At 70.0% G+C, this 20633-nt stretch carries 17 protein-coding genes; 7 read left to right on the plus strand and 10 right to left on the minus strand.

All coding sequences use genetic code 11. From position 1 onward, the window contains the following. Position 1 precedes the first annotated feature (1 nt). Together ACE3QP_RS04250 and ACE3QP_RS04255 are read right to left on the minus strand one after the other, a co-directional pair. A complete protein-coding gene (locus ACE3QP_RS04250) occupies positions 2-976 on the minus strand; it encodes a DUF58 domain-containing protein (protein WP_374433812.1) in 975 nt (324 codons plus the stop codon). Continuing rightward, complete coding sequence (locus ACE3QP_RS04255; protein WP_374433814.1) at positions 973-1905, minus strand: AAA family ATPase; 933 nt, start codon at positions 1903-1905, stop codon at positions 973-975. Before ACE3QP_RS04255 ends, ACE3QP_RS04250 begins: the two co-directional genes overlap by 4 nt. Positions 1906-1926: 21 nt before the next feature. Between ACE3QP_RS04255 and ACE3QP_RS04260 the strand changes: the two genes are divergently transcribed. From ACE3QP_RS04260 to ACE3QP_RS04275, 4 genes are all read left to right on the plus strand, one after another. Next, on the plus strand, positions 1927-2868 hold the full coding sequence (locus ACE3QP_RS04260; RefSeq protein ID WP_374433816.1) for a histone deacetylase family protein: 942 nt from the start codon (positions 1927-1929) through the stop codon (positions 2866-2868). A gap of 22 nt (positions 2869-2890) precedes the next feature. Further along, on the plus strand, positions 2891-4108 hold the full coding sequence (locus tag ACE3QP_RS04265; protein WP_374433817.1) for a mechanosensitive ion channel family protein: 1218 nt from the start codon (positions 2891-2893) through the stop codon (positions 4106-4108). A gap of 130 nt (positions 4109-4238) precedes the next feature. After that, positions 4239-5093, plus strand: coding sequence for a TIGR02285 family protein (locus tag ACE3QP_RS04270; protein WP_374433819.1), 855 nt, complete (start codon positions 4239-4241; stop codon positions 5091-5093). Continuing rightward, a complete protein-coding gene (locus tag ACE3QP_RS04275; RefSeq protein ID WP_374433967.1) occupies positions 5083-5940 on the plus strand; it encodes a glutathione S-transferase family protein in 858 nt (285 codons plus the stop codon). The genes ACE3QP_RS04270 and ACE3QP_RS04275 overlap by 11 nt, the downstream gene beginning before the upstream one ends. A gap of 8 nt (positions 5941-5948) precedes the next feature. On the opposite strand, the gene ACE3QP_RS04280 is transcribed toward ACE3QP_RS04275, so the two are convergent. From ACE3QP_RS04280 to ACE3QP_RS04315, 8 genes are all read right to left on the minus strand, one after another. Continuing rightward, positions 5949-6479 (minus strand): OmpA family protein, encoded by a 531-nt coding sequence (locus ACE3QP_RS04280; RefSeq protein ID WP_374433821.1) that lies wholly within the window; start codon positions 6477-6479, stop codon positions 5949-5951. Then, positions 6463-7701 (minus strand): diguanylate cyclase domain-containing protein, encoded by a 1239-nt coding sequence (locus ACE3QP_RS04285; RefSeq protein ID WP_374433823.1) that lies wholly within the window; start codon positions 7699-7701, stop codon positions 6463-6465. Before ACE3QP_RS04285 ends, ACE3QP_RS04280 begins: the two co-directional genes overlap by 17 nt. Positions 7702-7708: 7 nt before the next feature. Further along, positions 7709-8245: a YfiR family protein gene (locus ACE3QP_RS04290; protein WP_374433825.1), complete on the minus strand. Its 537-nt coding sequence runs from the start codon at positions 8243-8245 to the stop codon at positions 7709-7711. A gap of 23 nt (positions 8246-8268) precedes the next feature. Then, a complete protein-coding gene (locus ACE3QP_RS04295) occupies positions 8269-9810 on the minus strand; it encodes a fumarate hydratase (protein WP_374433827.1) in 1542 nt (513 codons plus the stop codon). A gap of 218 nt (positions 9811-10028) precedes the next feature. Then, positions 10029-11570: a sensor histidine kinase gene (locus ACE3QP_RS04300; RefSeq protein WP_374433829.1), complete on the minus strand. Its 1542-nt coding sequence runs from the start codon at positions 11568-11570 to the stop codon at positions 10029-10031. Between the two features lie 68 nt (positions 11571-11638). Next, positions 11639-12541 carry a DMT family transporter gene (locus ACE3QP_RS04305; protein ID WP_374433830.1) on the minus strand — a complete coding sequence of 301 codons (903 nt, stop codon included), beginning with the start codon at positions 12539-12541 and terminating at the stop codon, positions 11639-11641. A 17-nt stretch (positions 12542-12558) separates the two neighbouring features. Further along, complete coding sequence (locus ACE3QP_RS04310) at positions 12559-14196, minus strand: alpha-amylase family glycosyl hydrolase (RefSeq protein ID WP_374433832.1); 1638 nt, start codon at positions 14194-14196, stop codon at positions 12559-12561. After that, a complete protein-coding gene (locus tag ACE3QP_RS04315) occupies positions 14193-15875 on the minus strand; it encodes an alpha-amylase family glycosyl hydrolase (RefSeq protein WP_374433834.1) in 1683 nt (560 codons plus the stop codon). Before ACE3QP_RS04315 ends, ACE3QP_RS04310 begins: the two co-directional genes overlap by 4 nt. 166 nt (positions 15876-16041) lie before the next feature. Between ACE3QP_RS04315 and ACE3QP_RS04320 the strand changes: the two genes are divergently transcribed. From ACE3QP_RS04320 to ACE3QP_RS04330, 3 genes are all read left to right on the plus strand, one after another. After that, positions 16042-18645 carry an alpha-1,6-glucosidase domain-containing protein gene (locus ACE3QP_RS04320; RefSeq protein ID WP_374433836.1) on the plus strand — a complete coding sequence of 868 codons (2604 nt, stop codon included), beginning with the start codon at positions 16042-16044 and terminating at the stop codon, positions 18643-18645. 71 nt (positions 18646-18716) lie between these two features. Continuing rightward, entirely contained in the window at positions 18717-19901 is a 1185-nt protein-coding gene (locus ACE3QP_RS04325) for a tetratricopeptide repeat protein (protein ID WP_374433838.1), read from the plus strand. A 29-nt stretch (positions 19902-19930) separates the two neighbouring features. Beyond that, a complete protein-coding gene (locus tag ACE3QP_RS04330) occupies positions 19931-20602 on the plus strand; it encodes a plastocyanin (protein WP_374433840.1) in 672 nt (223 codons plus the stop codon). Positions 20603-20633: the final 31 nt, after the last annotated feature.

Consider the following 20633-nt stretch of genomic DNA (forward strand, 5'->3'; position numbering starts at 1 on the left):
ATCAAACCAAGGCCAGGCGTTCCAGCGCCTGACGTCGTTGCTCGGCGCCCTGACCGGGTGGCAGTTCGTAGCCGGGCAGGCGCAGGCCCCAGTCCTGGCCGTGGGAGTCGGCTGCCAGCACCCAGGCTGTCAGGCGCTGCCAGCGCTTCTCGGTCTCCAGCCCCTGGGTCTGCGCAGCTTCCAGCCAGCGCTGGCTGCCGCGCAGTGCGGCGCCGCGTTCCACCACCCAGAGCGGGGCATTCGGGTCGCTGGCCTGGGCCTCGCGCTTCCACAGCACATCGCGCAAGCGGTCGCCATCGCGCCAGCCGCGCAGCTGGTGGAAGTCTTCATCACCCTGGCCGCTGCCGGCCTGCGGCGGGCCTTCGATGGCGCTGCCGGTCGGCAGGGGCGGGCAGGGAGTTTCCGCGGCCGGGTAGACCCATTGCTTGCTGGCCGGGCGCCAGTAGCTCCAGGCCACGAAAAGGCCAAGCGGGAAGCGGGTTTCGATGCGCAGCAGCGGCAGCTCGTGCAAGCCGCGGGCCGGCGCACGCCAGGCCAGGCGCAGCTCGGCGTGCCCTTCGGCCGGCACATCCACCCAGGCCAGCGTGGCGTTCTCGGCCTCGGCCAGGCGCAAGCCCACGCCAAAGCGCGCTCGGTCCGGGTTGTGCAGGCGCACCGCCAGCGGCAGGTCCTGGTCGGCATGGCCGGGCTCGGGCGGCTGCAGGGCCAGGCGCAGGCCGCGCAGGTTGGCGTGCGTGGTGTGCATCGAGGCCAGCCCGGCGCCACAGAGCAGGAAGGTCAGCGCGTACCCGAGGCTGAGCTGGTCATTGATCGAGGCCACCAGCAGCACGGCCTGCGTCAGCAGGAAGGCCGCGCCGACCCGGGTGGGCACGATGTAGAGATTGCGCTGGGTCAGCAACTGGTCGTCGCGGGGCGGGTGGCGGGCGCTCCACCACCGCTTCCACCGTTCTCGCCAGCGCTGCTGGATCCAGTTCACGGCAGCGGCACCGCCTCGACCAGGGCGCGCACCTGCTCCACGCTGCCGCGGCCCGAGCCGGCGCGCGCCTTCAGCCGGTGCGCCAGCACCTGCACGGCCACCGACTGCAGATCCTCGGGAGACACATGCGCGCGCCCGGCCAGCAGGGCCTTGGCACGCGCGGCGCGCAGCCAGGCCAGGCCGGCGCGGGGCGAGAGCCCCTCCACGAACCACTGTCCACTGCGCGTCGCGTCCAGCAAGGATTGCAGGTAGTCCAGCAGCGCCGGGCTGACATGCAGCCCCCGCGCCAGTGCCTGGGCGGCCTGCAGCTGGGTGGGGCTCATCACGGCCTGCAGCTCGGCCAGCTGCTCGCGGCTGTCGCGCCCGCTCAGCAGCTCGCGTTCGGCCGTGCGGTCCGGGTAGCCCAGGCGGATGGTCATCAGGAAGCGATCCAGCTGCGACTCGGGCAGTGGGTAGGTGCCCAGCTGCTCGCTCGGGTTTTGCGTGGCGATGACGAAGAAGGGCGAGGGCAGGGCGTGGCTCTGGCCTTCGATGGTGACCTGGCGCTCCTCCATCGCCTCCAGCAGCGCGCTCTGGGTCTTGGGGCCGGCGCGGTTGATTTCATCGGCCAGCAGCACCTGGGCGAACACTGGGCCGGGCTTGAAACTGAACTGGCCGGCACTGCGGTCGAATACGTTCACGCCCAGCAGGTCCGAGGGCAGCAGGTCGGCGGTGAACTGCACGCGCGCAAAGCGCAGGCCCAGGGTCAGCGACAGCGCCTGCGCCAGCGTGGTCTTGCCCACGCCGGGTAGGTCTTCGATCAAGAGGTGCCCACCCGCCACCAGGCAGGCCAAGCAGTCGGCCACCTGGGTCGGCTTGCCCTTGATCACCGTGCTAATCTGGTTTTGCACCTGCTGCAGCAGGGCCGTATCCAATGAGGGTGAGTGCATCGCCCGCACCTTAGCAAAGTCTTGAGCACCGCGTTCTTCACCCATCCGTCCTTCCTTCTGCACCAGATGGGTTCAGGGCACCCGGAATGCCCTGAGCGCCTGGAGGCCATTGCCGAGGCGCTCGAAGCCACCGGCCTGATCGAACACCTGGCCCTGCAGCAGGCCCGGGCCGCCAGCTGGGACGAGCTGGCCCTGGCGCACGACCCGGACTACCTTGCCGAGCTGCGCGAACGCCTGGCGGCCGTGACCCAGGTGGTGCAGCTGGACCCCGACACCGCGGCCAACCCGCACACGCTCACCGCCGCGCTGCACGCCGCCGGCGCGGCACTGCAGGCCACCGAGCAGGTCATCAGCGGCCAGGTGCGCAACGCCTTTTGCGCCGTGCGCCCGCCAGGCCACCACGCCATGCGCGCGCGCGCCATGGGCTTTTGCTTCTTCTCGAACCTGGCGGTGGCAGTGCGCGCCGCGCTGCGCCGGCACGGCCTGAAGCGCGTGGCGGTGATCGACTTCGACGTGCACCACGGCAACGGCACCGAGGACGTGCTGGCCGACGACCCCAGCGTGTTGATGGTCGGCCTGTTCGAACACCCGCTGTACCCCTTCAGCGGCGTGCCGCCCCGGGGCGGCAACATGCTGAACCTGCCGTTTCCGGCGCACACCGGCTCGCAGGAAATCCGCGAGGCCATTCGCGCGCACTGGCTACCGGCGCTGGAGCGCTACAAGCCCGAGATGCTCTTCATCTCGGCCGGCTTTGACGCCCACCAGCTCGACCCCCTGGGCCTGCTGCGGCTGACCGAGGTGGACTACGCCTGGATCACCGAGCAGCTGGTGGATGTGGCCGCGCGGCATGCGCAGGGCCGCATCGTCTCCTGCCTGGAAGGCGGCTACCACCTCCATGCCCTGGCGCGCAGCGTCTGTGCCCATTTGCGCGTGCTGGTGCAAGCCGGCGGCGTGTCGATTTGATTGAGAGCTTATGAATGATTGGATGAACCAGCTGGACCACCGCGGCGTGGGGCTGGAAGCCCTGGCCCTGGCCCTGCTGCTCGCGGCCGTGGGCCTGCTGGTGTGGCTGCTGGCGCGGCGCTACCGCGAAAGCTCCCAGGTGCTGGTGGGCCAGCATGGCTTTGACGGGGCCCTGTTCCCGGTGCTGGCACTGGGCGGCGCTTATGCGCTGAACAAGCTTTGGCCGCTGCTGGGCGCCAAACCCGTGCTGCTGAAGCTGGCCCTGCCGGTGCTGATCAGCCTGCTGGTGATCCGCGTGGTGGTGCGCATCCTGCGCGCCGCCTTCCCGAGTTCGCGCTGGGTGCATGTGGGCGAGCGCTGGGTCAGTTGGTTGGCCTGGGGCGGCTCCATCCTCTGGATCACCGGCCTGTGGCCGGCGGCCATGGAGGAGCTGGAGGCCATCAGCTGGAAGCTCGGCGGCAGCACGGTCAGCCTGCGCAGCCTGCTGGAGGCCGCCGTTTCAGTCGCCTTCGTGCTGGTGGGTACGCTCTGGCTGTCGGCCGTCATCGAGGCGCGCCTGCTCAAGGCCGCCACGGAGGACCTGAGCGCGCGCAAGATCATCGCCAACCTGGTCAAGGCGGCGCTGCTCTTCGTCGGCTTGCTGCTGGCGCTCTCCAGCGCCGGCATCGACCTCACCGCACTGGGCGTGCTGGGCGGCGCGCTCGGCGTGGGCCTGGGCTTCGGCCTGCAGAAGCTGGCCAGCAACTACGTCAGCGGTTTCGTCATCCTGGCCGAGCGCTCGCTGCGCATCGGCGACATGGTCAAGGTCGATGGCTTCGAGGGCCGCATCACCGACATCAAGACCCGCTACACCATCGTGCGCGCACTCAATGGCCGCGAGTCCGTGGTGCCCAACGAGCTCTTGATCACGCAACGCGTCGAGAACAGCTCCTTGGCCGACCCCAAGGTGGCGCTGACGACCCAGCTGAGCATCGGCTACGACTCGGACGTGGATCAGCTGCTACCCCGGCTCCAGGCCACCGTGCAGGCCGTGCCGCGCGTGCTCGCCGACCCGCCGCCCGCCGTGCAGCTCAGCAACTTCGGCGCCGACGGCCTGGATCTGCAAGTGGTGTTCTGGATCGGCGACCCGCAAAACGGCAGCGGCAGTGTGCGCAGCGACGTCAATCTGGCGCTGCTGCGCCTGCTGCGGGAGCAGGGCATCGAGATTCCCTTCCCGCAGCGGGTGGTGCACCAGCGTTGAACGTCGGGCTCAATAGGGCCGCGAGGTGCTCGCAGCAATCAGCAGACCAGAGGGGCCTGGCTCGCACAAACCCGGAGCGCGCCGCGCGGCCGCTTGTGGTGGGATGCGGCATGGTTTTGGGACCCCTTCTGTGCTGCGCCGGTACCTGCTGATCCTGTTCCTGCTGTTCGGTTCTACGGCCCATGCGGAAACCATCGCCTGGGCGGTGGCCGATGGCCCGCCCTTCCATTTGCCGGGTAGCGTGCCCAAACCGGCGCGCCCGGTGGAGCTGGGTGAGGGCGTGAACGACCTGCTGATCGCCTACCTGGCCGAGGAGCTGCCGGGCTTTCATCACCGGTTGGAGCACCTGTCGCGCCCGAAGATGTGGCGGCTGATGCAGGCCGGTGAGCCGATCTGCTATGTCGATGCCTTCAAGACGCCCGAACGCCTAGGCTTCGCCTATTTTTCGGCCGTGACCGTCGGTGTGCCCCAGGTGCTGGTGACGCGGGCCGGCACTCCGGGGCTCGAAGGAGAGCAGGTTCTGAAGGAGCTGCTGCAGCGCAAGGATCTGCGCGGCGTGTTCGAGATGGGGCGCAGCTATGGCGCGCACCTGGATCCGATGCTGGAGGCGGCGAAAGTCTCGCGCCAGCCGCTGCCCAGCTCCGCCCAGGTGCTGCGCATGCTGGAGGCCGGGCGCATGGACTATCTGGTCGAGTACCCGATGGCGCTGCAGTACTACGTGGAGCGCCTGAGCCCGGCGCCGGAGCTGGCGTTTTTCGATCTGTTCGAGGAGCGCGACCCGCCACCCGCCTACGTGGCCTGCACACGCTCCGCCTGGGGCAAGGGCGTGATCGAGGCTGTGGATGGCGCCATTCGCCGCCTGGCCCTGCGCCCGGAGAGCCGGCGCGCCTTCCTGCGCTGGCTGCCGGCGGATGTTCGCCAGGCCCATGGCGCGCGCATCGAGCGCTTCTACCGTGAACGTGCGCTGCAGCGTGATGTCGAGTAGCGCAGCGTCTGGGCCAGCGTCTGGGACAGCTCGGGCGGCCCGGTCCGGCGGGCTGAATGCCACCGTCTTTCACATCCCCGTCTGCCCGTTCTCGCAGCGGCTGGAGATCCTGTTGCAGCTCAAGGGGCGGCCCGATGCGGTGCGCTTCGAGCGCGTGGACATCACGCGCCCGCGCTCATCCGAGCTCTTGGCGCTCAGCGGCGGGAGCAGCAAGCTGCCGCTGATGCGCCTGGAAGACGGCACCGTGCTGCGTGAGAGCCTGGTGATCCTGCGCTACCTGGAGATGGCGCTGCCCGAGCTGCCGGTGGCACGGCAGGATGCGCGCGCGCATGCGCTGGAGAACCTGCTGGTGTGCGAGGAAGGGCGCCTGGGCGATGCCGGCTACCGCTACGTGATGAACCAGGACCCGGCGCGGCGCGAGGAACTGCGCCTGGCACTGTTGGCCGTCTATGCGCGCCTGGACGAGGCGCTGCGCCAGCACAACCCGGACGGCCTTTGGCTGTTCGATTCCTTCGGCTGGGCCGAGACCGTCTTCACGCCCTTGCTGCAGCGCTTCTGGTTCCTGAGCTACTACGAGGGCTTCGAGCTGCCGACGGACCCGGCCTATGCACGCGTGCGCCGCTGGCAGGACGCCTGCCGGGCTCACCCCGCTGCCCACCAGGTCAGTGAGGAGGAGATCGTGAAGCTCTATCACGACTACGCCCGCGGTGCTGGCAATGGCGCGCTGCTCCCCGGGCGTGAGCGCTCGTCCTTCGTCTTCGAGCCCGATTGGCGCAGTCGCCCCTGGCCGCCCCGAGACAAATGGGGCCCTGCGCCCACGGACGCCGCGCTGGGCCTACTGACCTGAACCGCTGGTCAGCCCGCGGCGGGCACGATCAGCACCACCCGCCGGTTCTGGGCACGGCCGGCGTCGGTCTGGTTGCTGGCAATGGGGCGGCGCTTGCCGAAGCCCTGCACCTGCAGGCGCTCGGGCGGCAGCCCGGCCGCCAGCAACACCCGCGCCACGGCTTGGGCGCGCCGCTCCGAGAGCTGCTGGTTGAAGGCCTCGGAGCCAATCTCGTCGGCATGGCCCTCGATGCGGCAGTGGGCGAACTCCAGGCGCACCAGCGCGCGGCCGATGCGGTGCAGCTTGATCATGGCCTCGGAGCCCAGGCTGTCGGAGCCGAACTCGAACTGCGATTGCGCGCCCAGGTCCAGCAGCCAGCCTTCCTCGGTGCGCTGGAAGCCGAGCTGGCGTAGCGGCTCGTAGACCTCGACCGGCGCGAGCGGCAGGCCGGCGCCGGTGGGCTCGGTCGGCAGCGGGGTGCTGCAGGCGCCCAGAGCCAGCAGCAGGGCGGCGCCCAGCGGGCGGAGGGTGCGCAGGCGCAATTCAGGCCGTGGCTTCATCGGTCAATTCCCTGGGCGAGGCCCGGCGGGCCCGCTTGTTGGCATACATGGCTTCGTCGGCGCGCGCCAGCAGGGCGTCGACATCGGCGCCATCACTGGGGTAGATGGCCCAGCCGACGCTGACGCTGGGCTGCAGGCTGAGCTGCGCATCCACCGGCAGGGGCGCCTGCATGGCGGCCTGGATCTTGGCCACCAGCAGCGGCAGGTGCTCGCGTTGCAGCAGCGGCTCCAACAGCACCGCGTACTCGTCGCCGCCCAGGCGGGCCACGCAGTCGCTGTCGCGCAGCGCCCCACGCAGGCGCGCTGCCACTTCCTGCAGCAGGCGGTCGCCGATCGCATGGCCGTGCAGGTCGTTGACGCGCTTAAGGCCATCGGCGTCGATGAAGAGCACGGCCAGTTCGTGTTCCCCGGCGGCGCGTTCCAGCGCGCCGGCCACCTCCTGGCGGAAGCGGGCGCGGTTGGCCAGGCCAGTCAGCGTGTCGCTGAAGGCCTCGCGGCGCAGCAGCTGGTTGTGCTGCGCCAGCAGCTCCTGCTGGCGCAGCAGCGCCGCCTCGTGCGCCTGCACCATGCCCAGCAGGGCGTTGAAGTCCTCGGCCAGCGCGTGGAACTCTTCGATGTCGGCGCCGGGGGCGCGGCGGTCGAAGGCGCGGTCGGCGCGGATGCTGCGCGTCAACCGCCGCATGGTGTCCAGCGGCGTGGTGATCTGACGCTCGACCCGCCGCGCCAGCGCCAGCACCAGGCCGGCTGTGCCGGCCACGGTGGCCAGGGCCACGCCCAGGTAGGCGGCCAGCAGCCAGAGCAGGGGGGCGGCACTGGTCTGCACATGCACGCGGCCGCGCCCCGGGTCTTCGGGCAGCACGGGAGCCTGGGCCTGCAACGGCAGCCACTGCGCCAAGCCGGCCTCCAGGCTGCTGGACCAGCCGCCGGCGCGCTCGACCGCAGCGAACACCCGCCCATCGCCCAGCTCGATGCGGATGGCGGCCAGTTCCTCACGGTTCAGCACCGCCTGCATGGCCTCGCGTGCCGCTTCGGCATCGCGGAAGGTCACGGCCGCCTCGACGCTATAGGCCACGGTGCGGGCCAGCAGATCGAGATGGCGCTTGGCCTGCGCCTGCAGCACCGCCAGCGAGCCCAGCGCCCCCAGGCCGCCCACGCACAGGGCGGTCCACAGCGCGGCGCTGCGCAGGCCGCGGTGCAGGGTCTGTTCGAGCGTGCGCCTCATGCCGTTCTCATGCTGCCGGCTTGCGCGCCCGCGTCAGCAGCAACACGCGCGGATTGACGCGCAGGCCGCTGCGCGCCAGCGCGTCGGTATTGATCTCGAAGGCGGGCTGGCCGCGCCCCTCGCCGAAGCAGACGGCGCCGCCAAGGGTGCAAAAGCCTGCCCCGAGGCCCAAGGTCAGCACGGGACGCTCGGCGTTCTCCCGCAGGGCCTGGGCCTGGCGCTCCTCGGTCCAGCCTTCGAAGAGCATGGCGTCACAGCTGGCCGGCAGCTCGGCGTCCACCGCCACTTCACGCAGGCTCAGGCGACTACTGAGCGGGTGCTCGGGCAGGGCGGCCGCCAGCGCCTTGGCTTGCGGGCCGCCGGCACTGACGCACAGCAGGTCCGGCGGGCGCGGCCAGCGGGTGAACTCCAGCAGTCCGAGGGCCAGCGCCGCCACGCCAGGCCGATCGGGCGCAGCCGCCTCGGCGGCTCGCGCCGGGCCCAGGGCCAGCGGGCCCAGCAGGAAGCTGACCTGCAGGCCCAGCAGGAGCGTGACGCGCCGCATCAGCAACCGACGGGAGCGACTCCTCAGGCGCTGGCGATGGGAATGCCGGCGAACTCGCCCTTGGCGATGCGTTCCTTCCACAGCGCCGGCGCGGTGTTGTGGACGGATTCGCCCGTGGCATCCACCGCCACGGTGACGGGCATGTCCTGCACCTCGAACTCGTAGATGGCTTCCATGCCCAGGTCGGCAAAGCCCACCACCTGGGCCTGCTTGATGGCCTTGGCCACGAGGTAAGCGGCGCCGCCCACGGCCATCAGGTAGGCGCTCTTGTGCTTGCGGATGGCGTCGATGCCGGCCGGGCCGCGCTCGGCCTTGCCCACCATGCCGATCAGGCCGGTCTTGGCCAGCATCATCTCGGTGAACTTGTCCATGCGCGTGGCGGTGGTGGGGCCGGCCGGGCCGACGACCTCGTCGCGCACCGGATCGACCGGGCCGACGTAGTAGATGACGCGGTTGGTGAAGTCCACCGGCAGGCTCTCGCCCTTGGCGAGCATGTCCTGAATACGCTTGTGCGCGGCGTCGCGGCCGGTCAGCATCTTGCCGTTCAGCAGCAGGGTCTCGCCGGGTTTCCAGCTCGCCACTTCCGCCGGCGTCAGGGTATCGAGGTTGACCTTGCGGCTCTTGTTGTAGTCGGGCGCCCAGTGCACGTCGGGCCAGAGGTCCAGGCTCGGGGCATCGATGAAGGCCGGGCCGCTGCCGTCCATGGTCACGTGGGCATGGCGGGTGGCGGCGCAGTTCGGGATCATGGCCACCGGCTTGCTGGCCGCATGCGTGGGGTAGGTCGCGATCTTGATGTCCAGCACCGTGGTCAGGCCGCCCAGGCCCTGGGCGCCGATGCCCAGCGCGTTGACTTTCTCGTACAGCTCGATGCGCAGTTCCTCGAGCTTGTTCTGTGGGCCGCGGGCCAGCAGCTCGAACATGTCGATCGGCTCCATCAGGCTCTGCTTGGCCAGCAGCATGGCCTTCTCGGCCGTGCCGCCCACGCCGATGCCCAGCATGCCCGGCGGGCACCAGCCCGCACCCATCTCGGGCACGGTCTTGAGCACCCAGTCGACCAGGTCGTCGCTGGGATTCATCATCTTGAACTTGCTCTTGTTCTCGCTGCCGCCGCCCTTGGCGGCGACGTCGATGCTGAGCTTGTCGCCCGGCACCAGGGTCATGTGCACCACGGCGGGTGTGTTGTCCTTGGTGTTCTTGCGCGTGAAGATGGGGTCGTCCAGCACCGAGGCGCGCAGCTTGTTGTCGGGGTTCAGATAGCCCTTGCGCACGCCCTCGTTCACCGCGGCCTCAATGCCATCGTCAAAGCCCTCGAAGCGGCAGTCCATGCCGATTTCCAGAAAGACGTTGACGATGCCGGTGTCCTGGCAGATCGGACGGCGCCCTTCGGCGCACAGGCGGCTGTTGGTCAGGATCTGCGCGATCGCATCCTTGGCGGCCGGCGAGGCCTCGCGCTCGTAGGCACGCGCCAGGTGGGCAATGTAGTCGGCCGGGTGGTAGTAGCTGATGTACTGCAGGGCGGCGGCGACGGTTTCGATCAGGTCGTCGCGGCGGATCACGGTGGGCATGCGAGGGCTCCTGGCGGGGCATGACTGGGGTAACCCCGGGAGTTTAGGTGGCGCCCTGTGCAGGCCCCGTTCAAACCCCTCGTTCAGAGGTTTAGCTGCATCAAGCCTGGCCCCTCAAGCGGCCACCGCGGAACCGGCTTTGCCGGGCCGCTGGCGGCGCCCCCTGGGGGGAGGCGCCGAAGGCGCTTCGGGGGGCATGCCCAAAGCCCGACAGCCTCCTACACCCCCGCGCCGGCTTCCTCGTGCTCGCTGCGTTCGGGCGCCGCTTTGGGCAGGCGCAGGCGCATCAGCGCGCCTTGGTTGGGTTCGCTCACCACGTCGATGAAGCCGCCCAGCAGCTGGGTGACGATGTTGTGCACGATGTGCATGCCCAAGCCGGTGCCGCCGCGGCCCAGCTTGGTGGTGAAGAAGGGGTCGAAGATGCGCTTGCGCGTGTTCTCGTCCATGCCCCAGCCGTCGTCGCGCACGGTCAGCTCCACCCAGTCCGGGTTGTCCGTGGCGTGCACGCAGGTCACCTGCACCTGGCCTTCGGGGCGGTCGTGCAGGCCGTGCACGCGGGCATTGATGAGCAGATTCGTCAGTACCTGGCCCAGCGAGCCAGGGAAGCTGTTCATCTTCAGCCCGTCCTCCAGCTCGGTGTGGATGACGAAGGGGGTGTGCTTGAAGCTGGGCTCAACCATCACCAGCACGTCCTTGACCATGCCGGCGAGGTCGAACTCACGGCGGGCGTCCTGGGTCTGGTCGATCGCGACCTGCTTGAAGTCGCGCACCAGCTCGGCGGCCTTGCGGACATTGCGCTGAAGAATGTCTTGGCCGCGGCGTGTGTCGGCCACCAGGTTCTCGAGCTGGCTGCGGCGCAGCGGCTGGCCGGATTTCATGGCCGAATCCAGCTCACCCCAGCGGTCTTCGAGCGAGGTCACCACCGTCATGGCATTGCCGAGCGGCGTGTTCAGCTCATGCGCCACACCGGCCACCAAGCGGCCTAGTGAGGCGAGTTTTTCCGACTCGACCAGTTCCTTCTGCGCCGTCTTCAGCTGCAGCATGGCGCGGGTCAGTTCCTGGTTGGTCTTGGTCAGCTCGGCGGTGCGCTGCGAGACCTGGTCTTCGAGCGTGTTGGCATGCTGACGCAGTCGGTCGAAGGCCTCGATCAGCGCCAGGCGCATGCGCTCCATGGCCTGGCCCACGCGGGCGATCTCATCATTGCCCTCCACCGTCACCGGCGTGCCCATCTGACCCGAACCGAGCTCGAAGGCGGCCTTGGACAGGCGCTCCATGGGGCCCAGCACGCGGCGGCGTAGCAGCCACAGGATCATGGCCATCGAAAGGGCGGCCACCAGCAGGGTGCGGCCGGCGGCCTCGTAGAGCTCGCGCTGGGCGCGCTCCAGCAGGGGCGCCGCGCTCATCGTCACGCTCAGCTGGCCGATCTGGCGGCCCTCGCGGTCGATCGGCTTGGTCAGCGTGCGGGCCAGTTCGGGCTGCGGGTTGGGGCGGTCCCGCTGCACGAAGGCCTTGGTGTTGTTGGCTTCGGTGACGATGACGGCGATGAAGCGCGGGTCGTCGAACTGCGCTTCGACCATCGGCGTGGCGAGGTCGGGCGAGACCTGCCAGATCGGCTCGGCCAGCGAGAGCGAAAGCACCTGGGTGCTGCGCTCCAGGTCGCGCTTCAGGTCTTCCATCACCGTGCGGCGCGTGACCTGGAAGTCGTAGAACAGCACCAGCGCGCTGGGCGCCAGCAGACCCAGCAGGAGGGTCAGGATCACGGCCCAGCGGAGTGAATTGGAAAAGGGCATGCGGCTTGACGGGTGGCTGCGCGCGATGTTGCCAGTATTCACCTTCGCGACGACACCAGGATACCCGCAGCGATCAGGGCAAACGCCAGGGCATGAAAGGCGCGCGGCATGCTGCCGATCAAGGCAGCGCTGAGCAGGGCGGCGAACAACGGGGTCAGGTTGATGAAGAAGCCGGTCAGGTTCGGGCCGGCTTCGCGTACGCCCAGGCCCCAGCAGCGGTAGGCGATCAGGCTGGGGCCCACAGCGATGTACAGCAGACCCAGCAGCACGGTGCCACTCCACTGCACGGGAGGCGCGCCGGCCGCCTGTTCGGCCACGCTGCCCAGGCCGGCGAAGACCAGCCCGAACAGCGCCTGCGCGGCCAGCAGATCGGCCCAGTTCCAATGCGCCAACCCCTTGGGCGCCCGTGCCAGCAGCCAGGAATAAAGCGCCCAGGCCAGATTGGCCAGCAGCATCAGCACGTCGCCCTGCACGAAGGCGACCTGGTGCAGGCGTTGCCACTCGCCCTGGCTGATGACCACCGCCACGCCCAGCAGCGAGAGCAGGGCGCCCAGGCCCTGGCGCAGCGTGGGCCGCACGCCGAAGGCCAGCAGCCCCACCAGCAGCATGGAGAGCGGCAGGCTGGCGGCGATCAGGGTCACGTTCAGCGGGCCCGAGCTGTGCAGGGCGCGGTAGAGCAGAGCGTTGTAGAGCCCCATGCCCAGCAGGCCGGTGCCGGCCAGCCAGCGCCAGTGCTGAGCCAGCAGGCTGCGTTCGCGCCACAGCTGCTGGGTCAGCGGCAGCAGCAGGGTCAGGGCCAATGACCAGCGCAGCAGGTTGAGCAGGGCCGGGGGCATGGCCGGCACCAGCAGCTTGCCCACCACGGCGTTGCCGGCCCATAGCAAGGGCGGCAGGCTAAGCAGCAGGGCCAGGCGGGGGGTCAGGGCGTGCGGGGCCGTCATGGGCCCGCACTGTGCCCTTATTCGCCGGGCTCCAGCAGCCAGACCTGCGCGCCCCAGGCTGGCAGCACGCCGGCCGGCAGGCTGGGCGCGGCCTCGGGCCAGACGCGCACGGCGCGGGCGTCGCGCTCAGGCCGGTTCAGGCTCTGCGGCTGGGCGCTGTAGTTCAGCGCCACGAGCAGGGTTTCACCGCCGCTGCGCCGCAGGTAGCTGAGCACCGGCCCTTCCACCTGCACGCCCTCGTAGCTGCCTGAGCGCAGCGCGCGCTGCTGCTGGCGCAGGGCCAGCAGGCCGCGGTAGTGGTGGAAGAGCGAGTTCGGGTCCGCGCGCTGGGCCGCGGCGTTCTGGGTCGCGGCATTGGGGGCGGTGGGGCGGAAGGGCGCGGCGGCGCGCGTGAAGCCGGCGTTGGCGCTGCCGTCCCAGCTCATCGGGCCGCGGATCGGGCCATCGCCAGGCAATTGCGTCACGCCGCCCAGGCCGATTTCCTCGCCGTAGTAGATGAAGGGAATGCCGGGTTGGAGCAGGTAGCTCGCGGCGGCGAGCTTGTAGCGCGCCTCATCGCCCTGCAGCTGATCCCAGATGCGCGCACCGGCAAAGATGTCGTGGTTGGCCAGCATGGTGGCCATGCGGTGCGGGCGGGTCTGGAAGAAGCGGCCGATCTCGCCCACGGTCTCGGCCTTGCCCTGCACGGCCTGCAGGATGGCGCGCTCCAGCCCGAAGGCAAAGGCCGAGCCGCAGACCTCCGGCCGGCTGTAGGCCTGGGGTTCGGCGGTGGCCTCGCACACCGTGTAGCGGCCCGGGTAGGCGCTGATGGCGTCGAACAGGCGCTTGGTCAGGCGGCGGCTCTCGGGCTGGTCGTTCCAGTCCTTGGCGTTGTTCTCCACCAGATGCGGCACGGCGTCGAGGCGGAAGCCGTCGAGGCCGCGGTTGAGCCAGAAGCGCAGATTGCTCAGATGCCAGTTGAAGACCTCGGCCTTCTTCAGGTTGAAGTCCGGCATGTGCGGGCCGAAGGTGCCGAAGTAGTGCCCCTTGGCGTCCGGCGGGGGCTTGGGCAGGTCTTTCAGTTCGCCCGGCCACTCCCAGGGCTTGGCGGCTGCCCAGTACCAGGGGTTCTTGCCCCAGATGTCCCAGCCCTGCGGCGCCTCCTCGCTCCAGACGAACCAGTCGCGATGCGGACTTTGCGGGTCGGCCCGTGCGGCCTGGAACAGAGGGTGCTCGTGCGAGCTGTGGTTGACGACGTAGTCGATGATGACGCCGATGCCGCGCGCATGGGCCTGACGCAGCAGCTCGTCGAAGTCTTCGAGCGTGCCGTAGTCGCGCTCGATGGCGCGGAAGTCGGTGGTCGCGTAACCATGGTCGTGGTCGGCGCTGGCCGTCACCGGCATCAGCCACAGGCCGGTCACGCCCAACTCCTTCAGATAGTCCAGCCGGCTGGTCAGGCCGCGCAGATCGCCCACGCCGTCGCCGTCGCTGTCCTGGTAGGCGCGCACGAAGATTTCCATGAAAGCGCCCTGGTGCCAGTCGGTGGCCAGGCCGCTGGGGCGCGGCTGCGGGGCCACGGCGCTCAGGTCCACCGCCCGGGGCGGCGCGGGCTGCTGCGGCGTTTGCGCGCAGCCGGTCAGCAGGGCCAGCGCGATCAGGCAGGGGCGCGGATTCATGGTTGCTCCTTCAGAACCAGCAGGCTCTGCGGCGGCAGGCTGAGGCTGATGCGGCCATTGGCATCGGCCTGCAGATCGGCCCCGCCGGCGGGCCACAGGCTGCGCAGTGTGGCGCCGGCGCGCGCGCCGCTCCAACTGGGGTTGACGCTGCTGCGACCGAAGTTCAGCAGCACCAGCACCCGCTCGTTGCCCTGCACGCGCCAGTAACCCAGTGCCGCGCCCTGGGCCTGCGCCTGTTCCTGGCGCCCCAGCAGCAGCGCGCTTTCGCTGCGGCGTAGGGCCAGCAGCGCCTTGTAGTGGTTGAGCAGGGAGGCCGGATCGGCCTGCTGCAGCGCCACGTTGTGCGTGGCGGCGTTGGCCGCTAGTGCGCGGTAGGGGCTGCGGGTGGAGAAGCCGGCCGCCACCGGGTCCGCGCTCCAGCTCATCGGGCTGCGCAGGCGCGGGTCCCCGCTCAGCCCGGCGCCGCCTGCCATGCCGACTTCCTCGCCGTAGTAGATGAAGGGTGTGCCCTCGCGCAGCAGGTGGCTGCTGGCGGCGAGCTTGAGGGCCGGCAACTGGCCGCCCAGTTGGTCGTAGGTGCGCTGGCCGGCGAACTCGTCGTGGTTGGAGAGGAAGGAGGCGACCTGGGTGCCGCTGGGGTAGGCGGCGATGCGTGCCACGGCGGCGGGGTCGGACTGGCTGACGGCGCGCATCAGGTCGGTGCTCAGGTCAAAGGCAAAGGCGCGCCCGCAGGATTCGGCAAAGGCACGCGACGCGGCGGGCGCTTCGCAGACCATGAAGCGGCGCTGGTAGCCGCCCACCAGGGTGGCGATGTCGCGCATCAGTGCATGGTTCTCCGGCTGGTTCTCCCAGGCACTGGGGCCGTTCTCCACGAGCAGGCCCACGGCGTCGAAGCGGAAGCCGTCCACGCCGCGGTTCAGCCAGAAGCGCAGGTTGTTGCGGTGGAAGCCCAGCACCTCGGGGTTGCGCAGGTTCCAGTCGGGCATCTGGTCCCAGAACGGGGCGTAGTAGGCGCCGTTGGCGGTCAGGCGCCAGGGGTTGGCGCCGAACACCTGCCAGCCGCTGGGGGCGGGGTTTTGCCAAAGGTACCAGTTGCGTGCGCCGGCGGCCGGGTCTGTGCGCGCCTGCAGGAACAGCGGGTGCTGCGCGGCGCTGTGGTTCAGAACGTAATCCAGCACCACGCCGATGCCGCGCGCGTGCGCCTGGCGCAGCAGCTCGTCCAGGTCGGTCAGGCTGCCGTAGGCGGCTTCGATGTCGCGGTAGTGCGTGACGGCATAGCCATGGTCGCCGTCCTGGCTGCGCGCAATCGGCATCAGCCACAAACCGCTGATGCCGAGTTCCTTCAAGTAGTCGAGCCGGCTGATCAGACCGCGGAGGTCGCCGATGCCGTCGCCATCGCTGTCCTGGTAGCTGCGCACGAACACCTGCATGAACCCCCCTTGGGTCCAGGCGGCGGGCAGGGGGCTGCCGGGGTCGGCGGTGGTGACCTCGCCCAGGTCGGGAGCCTGCGGCAGGGGCGGTGGGGATGGGGCAGGGCTGGGCGCCGGGGCGGGTGGGGGGGCTGGAGGGGGCGTGCTGCCGCCTCCGCCGCCCCCGCAGGCGGCCAGCAGATGGAGCAGGGCCAGCAAGGCCGGCAAGGTGCGATGTACGCGCCGCAGCGGGGTGTTGGATGGGCTCATAAGTAGCAAAACTACATTTATGGGCGGGAGTATCCAGATCGGCAGATAGAAGGCAAGCGGGCAATTGCCAAGGAACGTTTGGCGCCACTCGGTGGCAAGATGTAGTGCAAATACATGTGCTGGGGCAGTCATGAGAGTGAATGGGATCGTTGGAGGCCTGTGGCTGATGGCCAGTGCCGCCGCGCTGGCGCAGCCTGACTTGCAGGCCTGCGAAGACTCGGCGCCGTGGGCACACACGCTGGAGGCGGCCAAGCGGCCGGCCGGCGATGCGCGGGCGCACTGGCTCGACGCCCAGCGTCTGTGGTGGCCAGGCGCCGGCGGGGCGGCCCGCTTCGAGCTGCAACACCAAGGCCAACCCGTGCTGGAGCTGCAGCGGTATGCCGAGGCCTGGCCCGCCGAGCTGCAGGCCCGCACCCGCCACCTGGGCGCCGGGCAGGCCCTGCGCCTGCCTACGGGCTGGGGCCCTGAGCGCGCGCGCGAACTGCTGCGCGGCGAGCTGCAGCTGGTGCTGCGCGATGCCCAGGGGCAGGAGCTGGCGCGCAGCCGCGTACAGAACCCGCTGGCCATCGATGCCCTGTTCCCGGCCGCCAGCGTACGCAGTTACGGCGTGAGCTTGAGCGCGCATGCCACCGCCGGCCGGCTCTGGGCGCCGAGCGCGCGCCGGGTCGAGGTTTGCCTCTATCCCGGTGCCCAGGCGGAGGCCGCACGGCGCCTGGATGCGCAGTGGGAACCCGAGTCCGGCAGTTGGCAGTGGCAGCTGCCCGAGCGCCTGGGGCGGGGCTGGACCTACCGCTATCTGGTCGAGGTCTGGGTGCCGGGGCAGGGCTGGGTGCGCCAGCGCGTCACCGACCCCTACAGCGTCAGCCTGACGGCGGATTCGGCACGCTCCGCCGTGCTGGACCTGAACGATCCTGCCACCCAGCCGCCGGGCTGGGCGGCGGCGCAAAGCCAACCGCGTCCGGCCAAAGCTCTGCATGAGCTGGTGATCTACGAACTGCATGTGCGCGACTTCTCGCTCCAGGACGCCCGGGTGCCCCTGGCTGAGCGCGGCCGCTACCTTGGCTTCACCCACCCGCGCAGCCACGGCATGCAGCATTTGCGCCAGCTGGCGCGGGCCGGGGTGACGGATGTGCACCTGCTGCCGGTGTTCGATCTGGCCACCGTGCCCGAGCAGGGCTGCGTGCAGCCCGTGGTGCCGGCCGCTGCGCCGGACAGCCCCGCGCAGCAGGCGGCGGTGATGGCCGTGAGCGCCCAGGACTGCTTCAACTGGGGCTACGACCCCTTCCACTTCAACGCCCCGGAGGGCAGCTTTGCCAGCGATGCCATGGACCCCGCCGTGCGGGTGCGCGAGTTCCGCGCCATGGTGCTGGCCTTGCAGCGCGCGGGCCTGCGCGTGGGTATGGACATGGTCTACAACCACACCGCAGCCAGCGGGCAGCACCCGAAATCGGTGCTCGATCGCATCGTGCCCGGGTACTACCAGCGCCTGAATGCCGTGGGCGAGGTGGAGCGCAGCACCTGCTGCGACAACACCGCCACCGAGCACCGCATGATGGCCAAGCTGATGAGCGACTCGGTGCTGCTGTGGGCGCGCGCCTACCGGCTCGACTCCTTCCGCTTCGACCTGATGGGCCACCAGCCGCGTGCCGAGATGCTGGCCCTGCGGCAGCGCCTGCGCCGCGAACTGGGGCGCGAGATCCAGTTCATTGGCGAGGGCTGGAACTTCGGCGAGGTGGCGAATGGCGCGCGCTTCGTGCAGGCCAGCCAGCTCAGCCTCGCCGGCGACGGCATCGGCACCTTCAGCGATCGCGCCCGCGACGCTGCCCGCGGCGGCAGCTTCGGCGCCGTGGCCGAGATCATGCGCAGCCGCGGCTGGGTGCATGGTCTGGACGACGAGGCGGCGCGGCGTGCTGCCAGCCTGCTGCGCCTGGGCCTGGGCGGCACGCTGCAGGACCTGCAGGTGCCCGATGCGACCGGGGCGCTGCGCCGCGGCGCCGAGATCGACTACGGCGGCCAGCCGGCGGGCTACGCCGGCCAGCCCGGCGAGGCCGTGGCCTATGTGGAGAACCACGACAACCACACCCTGTTCGATGCCCATGTGCTGAAGTTGCCCCTCGGCACGCCGATGGCCGAGCGCGTGCAGGTGCAGACCCTGGCCAGCGCGCTGGCGCTGTGGAGCCAGGGCGTGGCGTATGTGCATGCCGGCCAGGAGCTGCTGCGCTCCAAATCCCTGGACCGCAACAGCTACGACAGCGGCGACTGGTTCAACCGCCTGGACTACAGCCTGCAGGACAACGGCTTTGCTGCCGGCCTGCCGCCCAAGCCGGACAACGGCGCCGACTGGGAGGCCCTGGCGCCCCTGCTGCGCGACCCCAGCGCCAAGCCCACGCCGGCCGACATCCGGCAAGCGCGCGACCAGTTCCTCGATCTGCTGCGCATCCGTGCCAGCTCCAGCCTGTTCCGCATCGGCAGCGCCGCCGAGTTGCAGCGGCGGCTGCGCTTCCCCGCCGCACCGGCGGGGCAGGAGGGCCGGCTGATCCTGGTCGACCTGGACGGTCGAGACTGGCCCGGTGCGCGCTTTGCAGGCCTGCGCCTGGTCTTCAATGCCGGGGCGGACGCCGCCGAGCTTGCCGATGACTCAGGCTGGCGCCCGCATCCGGTGCACCGCCGGCCCGAAGCGGGCGACCGCCGCATTGCACTCGAAGCGAGCAGGGCGCCCGCCGGCCGCCTGCGCGTGCCGCCGCGCAGCGCCGTCGCCTTCGTGCGCTGAGGGTTTGTGCCAGCCGGTGCCGATGCCTTCCGCCACTCGGCAAGGCGAAGGGGGCGGCCTATGCTGGCCCGATGTCCTTGACTACCCGGCCCCTGGCACGCCGCCAGCTGCCCTTGTTGCTGCTGGCCGCTTGCAGCACGGCCCCGCAGGCGCCTGAGGCCGCGCTGTTCGATGACGCGCGCTTCCGGCCCGCCACGCTGCGCACCGACCGCGCGCAGGTCTTTGAGCTCAGCGCGGCCATGCGCAGCTTCCTGCAGCGCGACATGGCCAGCTCGCTGCGCCTGAACGGCCCGCGCCGCGGCCTCTTTCTGGCTCTGCGCGACCATGGCTACCTGCAGCTCGACTACGACGCCAGCGTGACCCGCAACGCCGCCGAGGCCTTCGAGGCGCGCGCCGGCAACTGCCTGTCCCTGGTGGTGATGACCGCCGCCTTTGCGCATGAGCTTGACATCAGGGTGGGCTATCAGTCGGTGCAGATCGACGAAGTCTGGAGCCGCAGCAGCAACTTCGTGCTGCTCAGCGGCCATGTGAACCTCACCCTGGCGCCGGGCATGCGGGAGATCGGCAGCAGTCACTCAAGCGGCGGCACCATGGTGATCGACTTCGTTCCAGTCGACGAGGACGCCAGGGTGCGCGCGCAGAACCTGAGCGAGGACACCATCGTCGCGATGTTCATGAACAACCGCGCCGTCGAGCGCATGGAGCAGGGCGACCACGACAACGCCTATCACCTGCTCAAGGGCGCCATCCGCGCCGATCCGGGTTATCTGAACGCTTACAACACCCTGGCCGTGCTGTACCGGCGCCTGGGCGTGAACGAGCTGGCCGAGCGCAGCCTGCGTTTCGTGATGCGGCACGACCCGCGCAACGTGCAGGCGCTCTCCAACCTGGTGCTGGTGCTCAAGGCCCAGGAGCGCAAGGTCGAGGCGCAAGCCGCGGAAGTTGAGCTGCAGCGCCTGCAGCCCCGCACCCCCTTTGCGGATTACGAGCGTGGCCTGGCGGCCGCCAAGCGTGGCGACTGGCTGGCGGCACGGCGGTACTTCGAGCGCGAGCTCAGCCAGGTGCCGCATTTCCACGAGCTGCACTTCTGGCTGGCACGCACCTACTACGAGCTGGGCGAGCGCGAGCTCTCGGCCAAGCACATGAAGGAAGCGCACGACCAGGCGCTGACGCTGGAGAGCCGCCAGCGCTATGCGTACAAGCTCGAAGTGTTGCGGCGACCACGGCCCCAGCCCACGCTGCGCGGCGGGGAATGACATCATGCGGCCCTCGCACAGGAGGCCCCATGTTGAAAGCAATGCTGAGCACCCCCCTGCTGGCCCTGGCCTTTTCGGCCACGGCGGCGGATCTCCAAGTGTGGGTGCTGGATCGCGAGGGCAAGCCCTTGAAGGATGCCGTGGTTGTGCTGGAGAGCTCGGCGCCGGGCGCGCGTCCGCCGGCCAAGGCCGAGATCACGATCAGCCAGGAAAAGATGAAGTTCGTGCCCGCGGTCAGCGTGGCCCAGGTCGGTACCAAGGTGACCTTCTCCAATCTGGACCGCTGGGACCACCATGTGCGCGGCGGCTTGGCCGGCCCGGGTGGCGTGTACCTGGACCCGACGCAGGGTTACGCCTTCCGGCTGGCCGGTCAGAAGGCCGGGCAGCCCCCTTCATCTCACCAGCGCAGCTACACGCAGACGGGTCCGCAGTTGCTGGGCTGTCATTTGCATGGCTCGATGCGCGGCCACCTCTACATCACCGATTCACCCTGGGCGGCTGTCAGCGACGAAGCCGGCAAGGCCCAGCTGAGCCAGCTGCCGGCGGGGCCGGCGCGGCTGCGCGTCTGGCACGGCGACGAACTGGTTGAGACACCGCCGCAGACGCTCACCGTCGCCGAGGGCATGGCTCCCATCAAGGTGGCGACCCAGGTGCAACCCAAGCGCGCCAAGGCAGCGGAAAAGAGTCCTTACGACTATTGAAACAACAAGGGCGCCTGAGGCGCCCTTGTTG

The organism is Inhella sp. (assembly GCF_041912635.1).
Classification (GTDB): domain Bacteria; phylum Pseudomonadota; class Gammaproteobacteria; order Burkholderiales; family Burkholderiaceae_C; genus Inhella.

Excerpts from the sequence above, each read along its gene's own strand:
- ACE3QP_RS04295 (WP_374433827.1), bottom strand. The coding sequence starts at position 9,810 with ATGCCCACCGTGATCCGCCGCGACGACCTGATCGAAACCGTCGCCGCC.
- ACE3QP_RS04310 (WP_374433832.1), bottom strand. The coding sequence starts at position 14,196 with ATGAATCCGCGCCCCTGCCTGATCGCGCTGGCCCTGCTGACCGGCTGC.
- ACE3QP_RS04285 (WP_374433823.1), bottom strand. The coding sequence starts at position 7,701 with ATGAGGCGCACGCTCGAACAGACCCTGCACCGCGGCCTGCGCAGCGCC.
- ACE3QP_RS04290 (WP_374433825.1), bottom strand. The coding sequence starts at position 8,245 with ATGCGGCGCGTCACGCTCCTGCTGGGCCTGCAGGTCAGCTTCCTGCTG.
- ACE3QP_RS04305 (WP_374433830.1), bottom strand. The coding sequence starts at position 12,541 with ATGACGGCCCCGCACGCCCTGACCCCCCGCCTGGCCCTGCTGCTTAGC.
- ACE3QP_RS04255 (WP_374433814.1), bottom strand. The coding sequence starts at position 1,905 with ATGCACTCACCCTCATTGGATACGGCCCTGCTGCAGCAGGTGCAAAAC.
- ACE3QP_RS04265 (WP_374433817.1), top strand. The coding sequence starts at position 2,891 with ATGAACCAGCTGGACCACCGCGGCGTGGGGCTGGAAGCCCTGGCCCTG.
- ACE3QP_RS04325 (WP_374433838.1), top strand. The coding sequence starts at position 18,717 with ATGTCCTTGACTACCCGGCCCCTGGCACGCCGCCAGCTGCCCTTGTTG.
- ACE3QP_RS04315 (WP_374433834.1), bottom strand. The coding sequence starts at position 15,875 with ATGAGCCCATCCAACACCCCGCTGCGGCGCGTACATCGCACCTTGCCG.
- ACE3QP_RS04275 (WP_374433967.1), top strand. The coding sequence starts at position 5,083 with ATGTCGAGTAGCGCAGCGTCTGGGCCAGCGTCTGGGACAGCTCGGGCG.
- ACE3QP_RS04320 (WP_374433836.1), top strand. The coding sequence starts at position 16,042 with ATGGCCAGTGCCGCCGCGCTGGCGCAGCCTGACTTGCAGGCCTGCGAA.
- ACE3QP_RS04280 (WP_374433821.1), bottom strand. The coding sequence starts at position 6,479 with ATGAAGCCACGGCCTGAATTGCGCCTGCGCACCCTCCGCCCGCTGGGC.
- ACE3QP_RS04330 (WP_374433840.1), top strand. The coding sequence starts at position 19,931 with ATGTTGAAAGCAATGCTGAGCACCCCCCTGCTGGCCCTGGCCTTTTCG.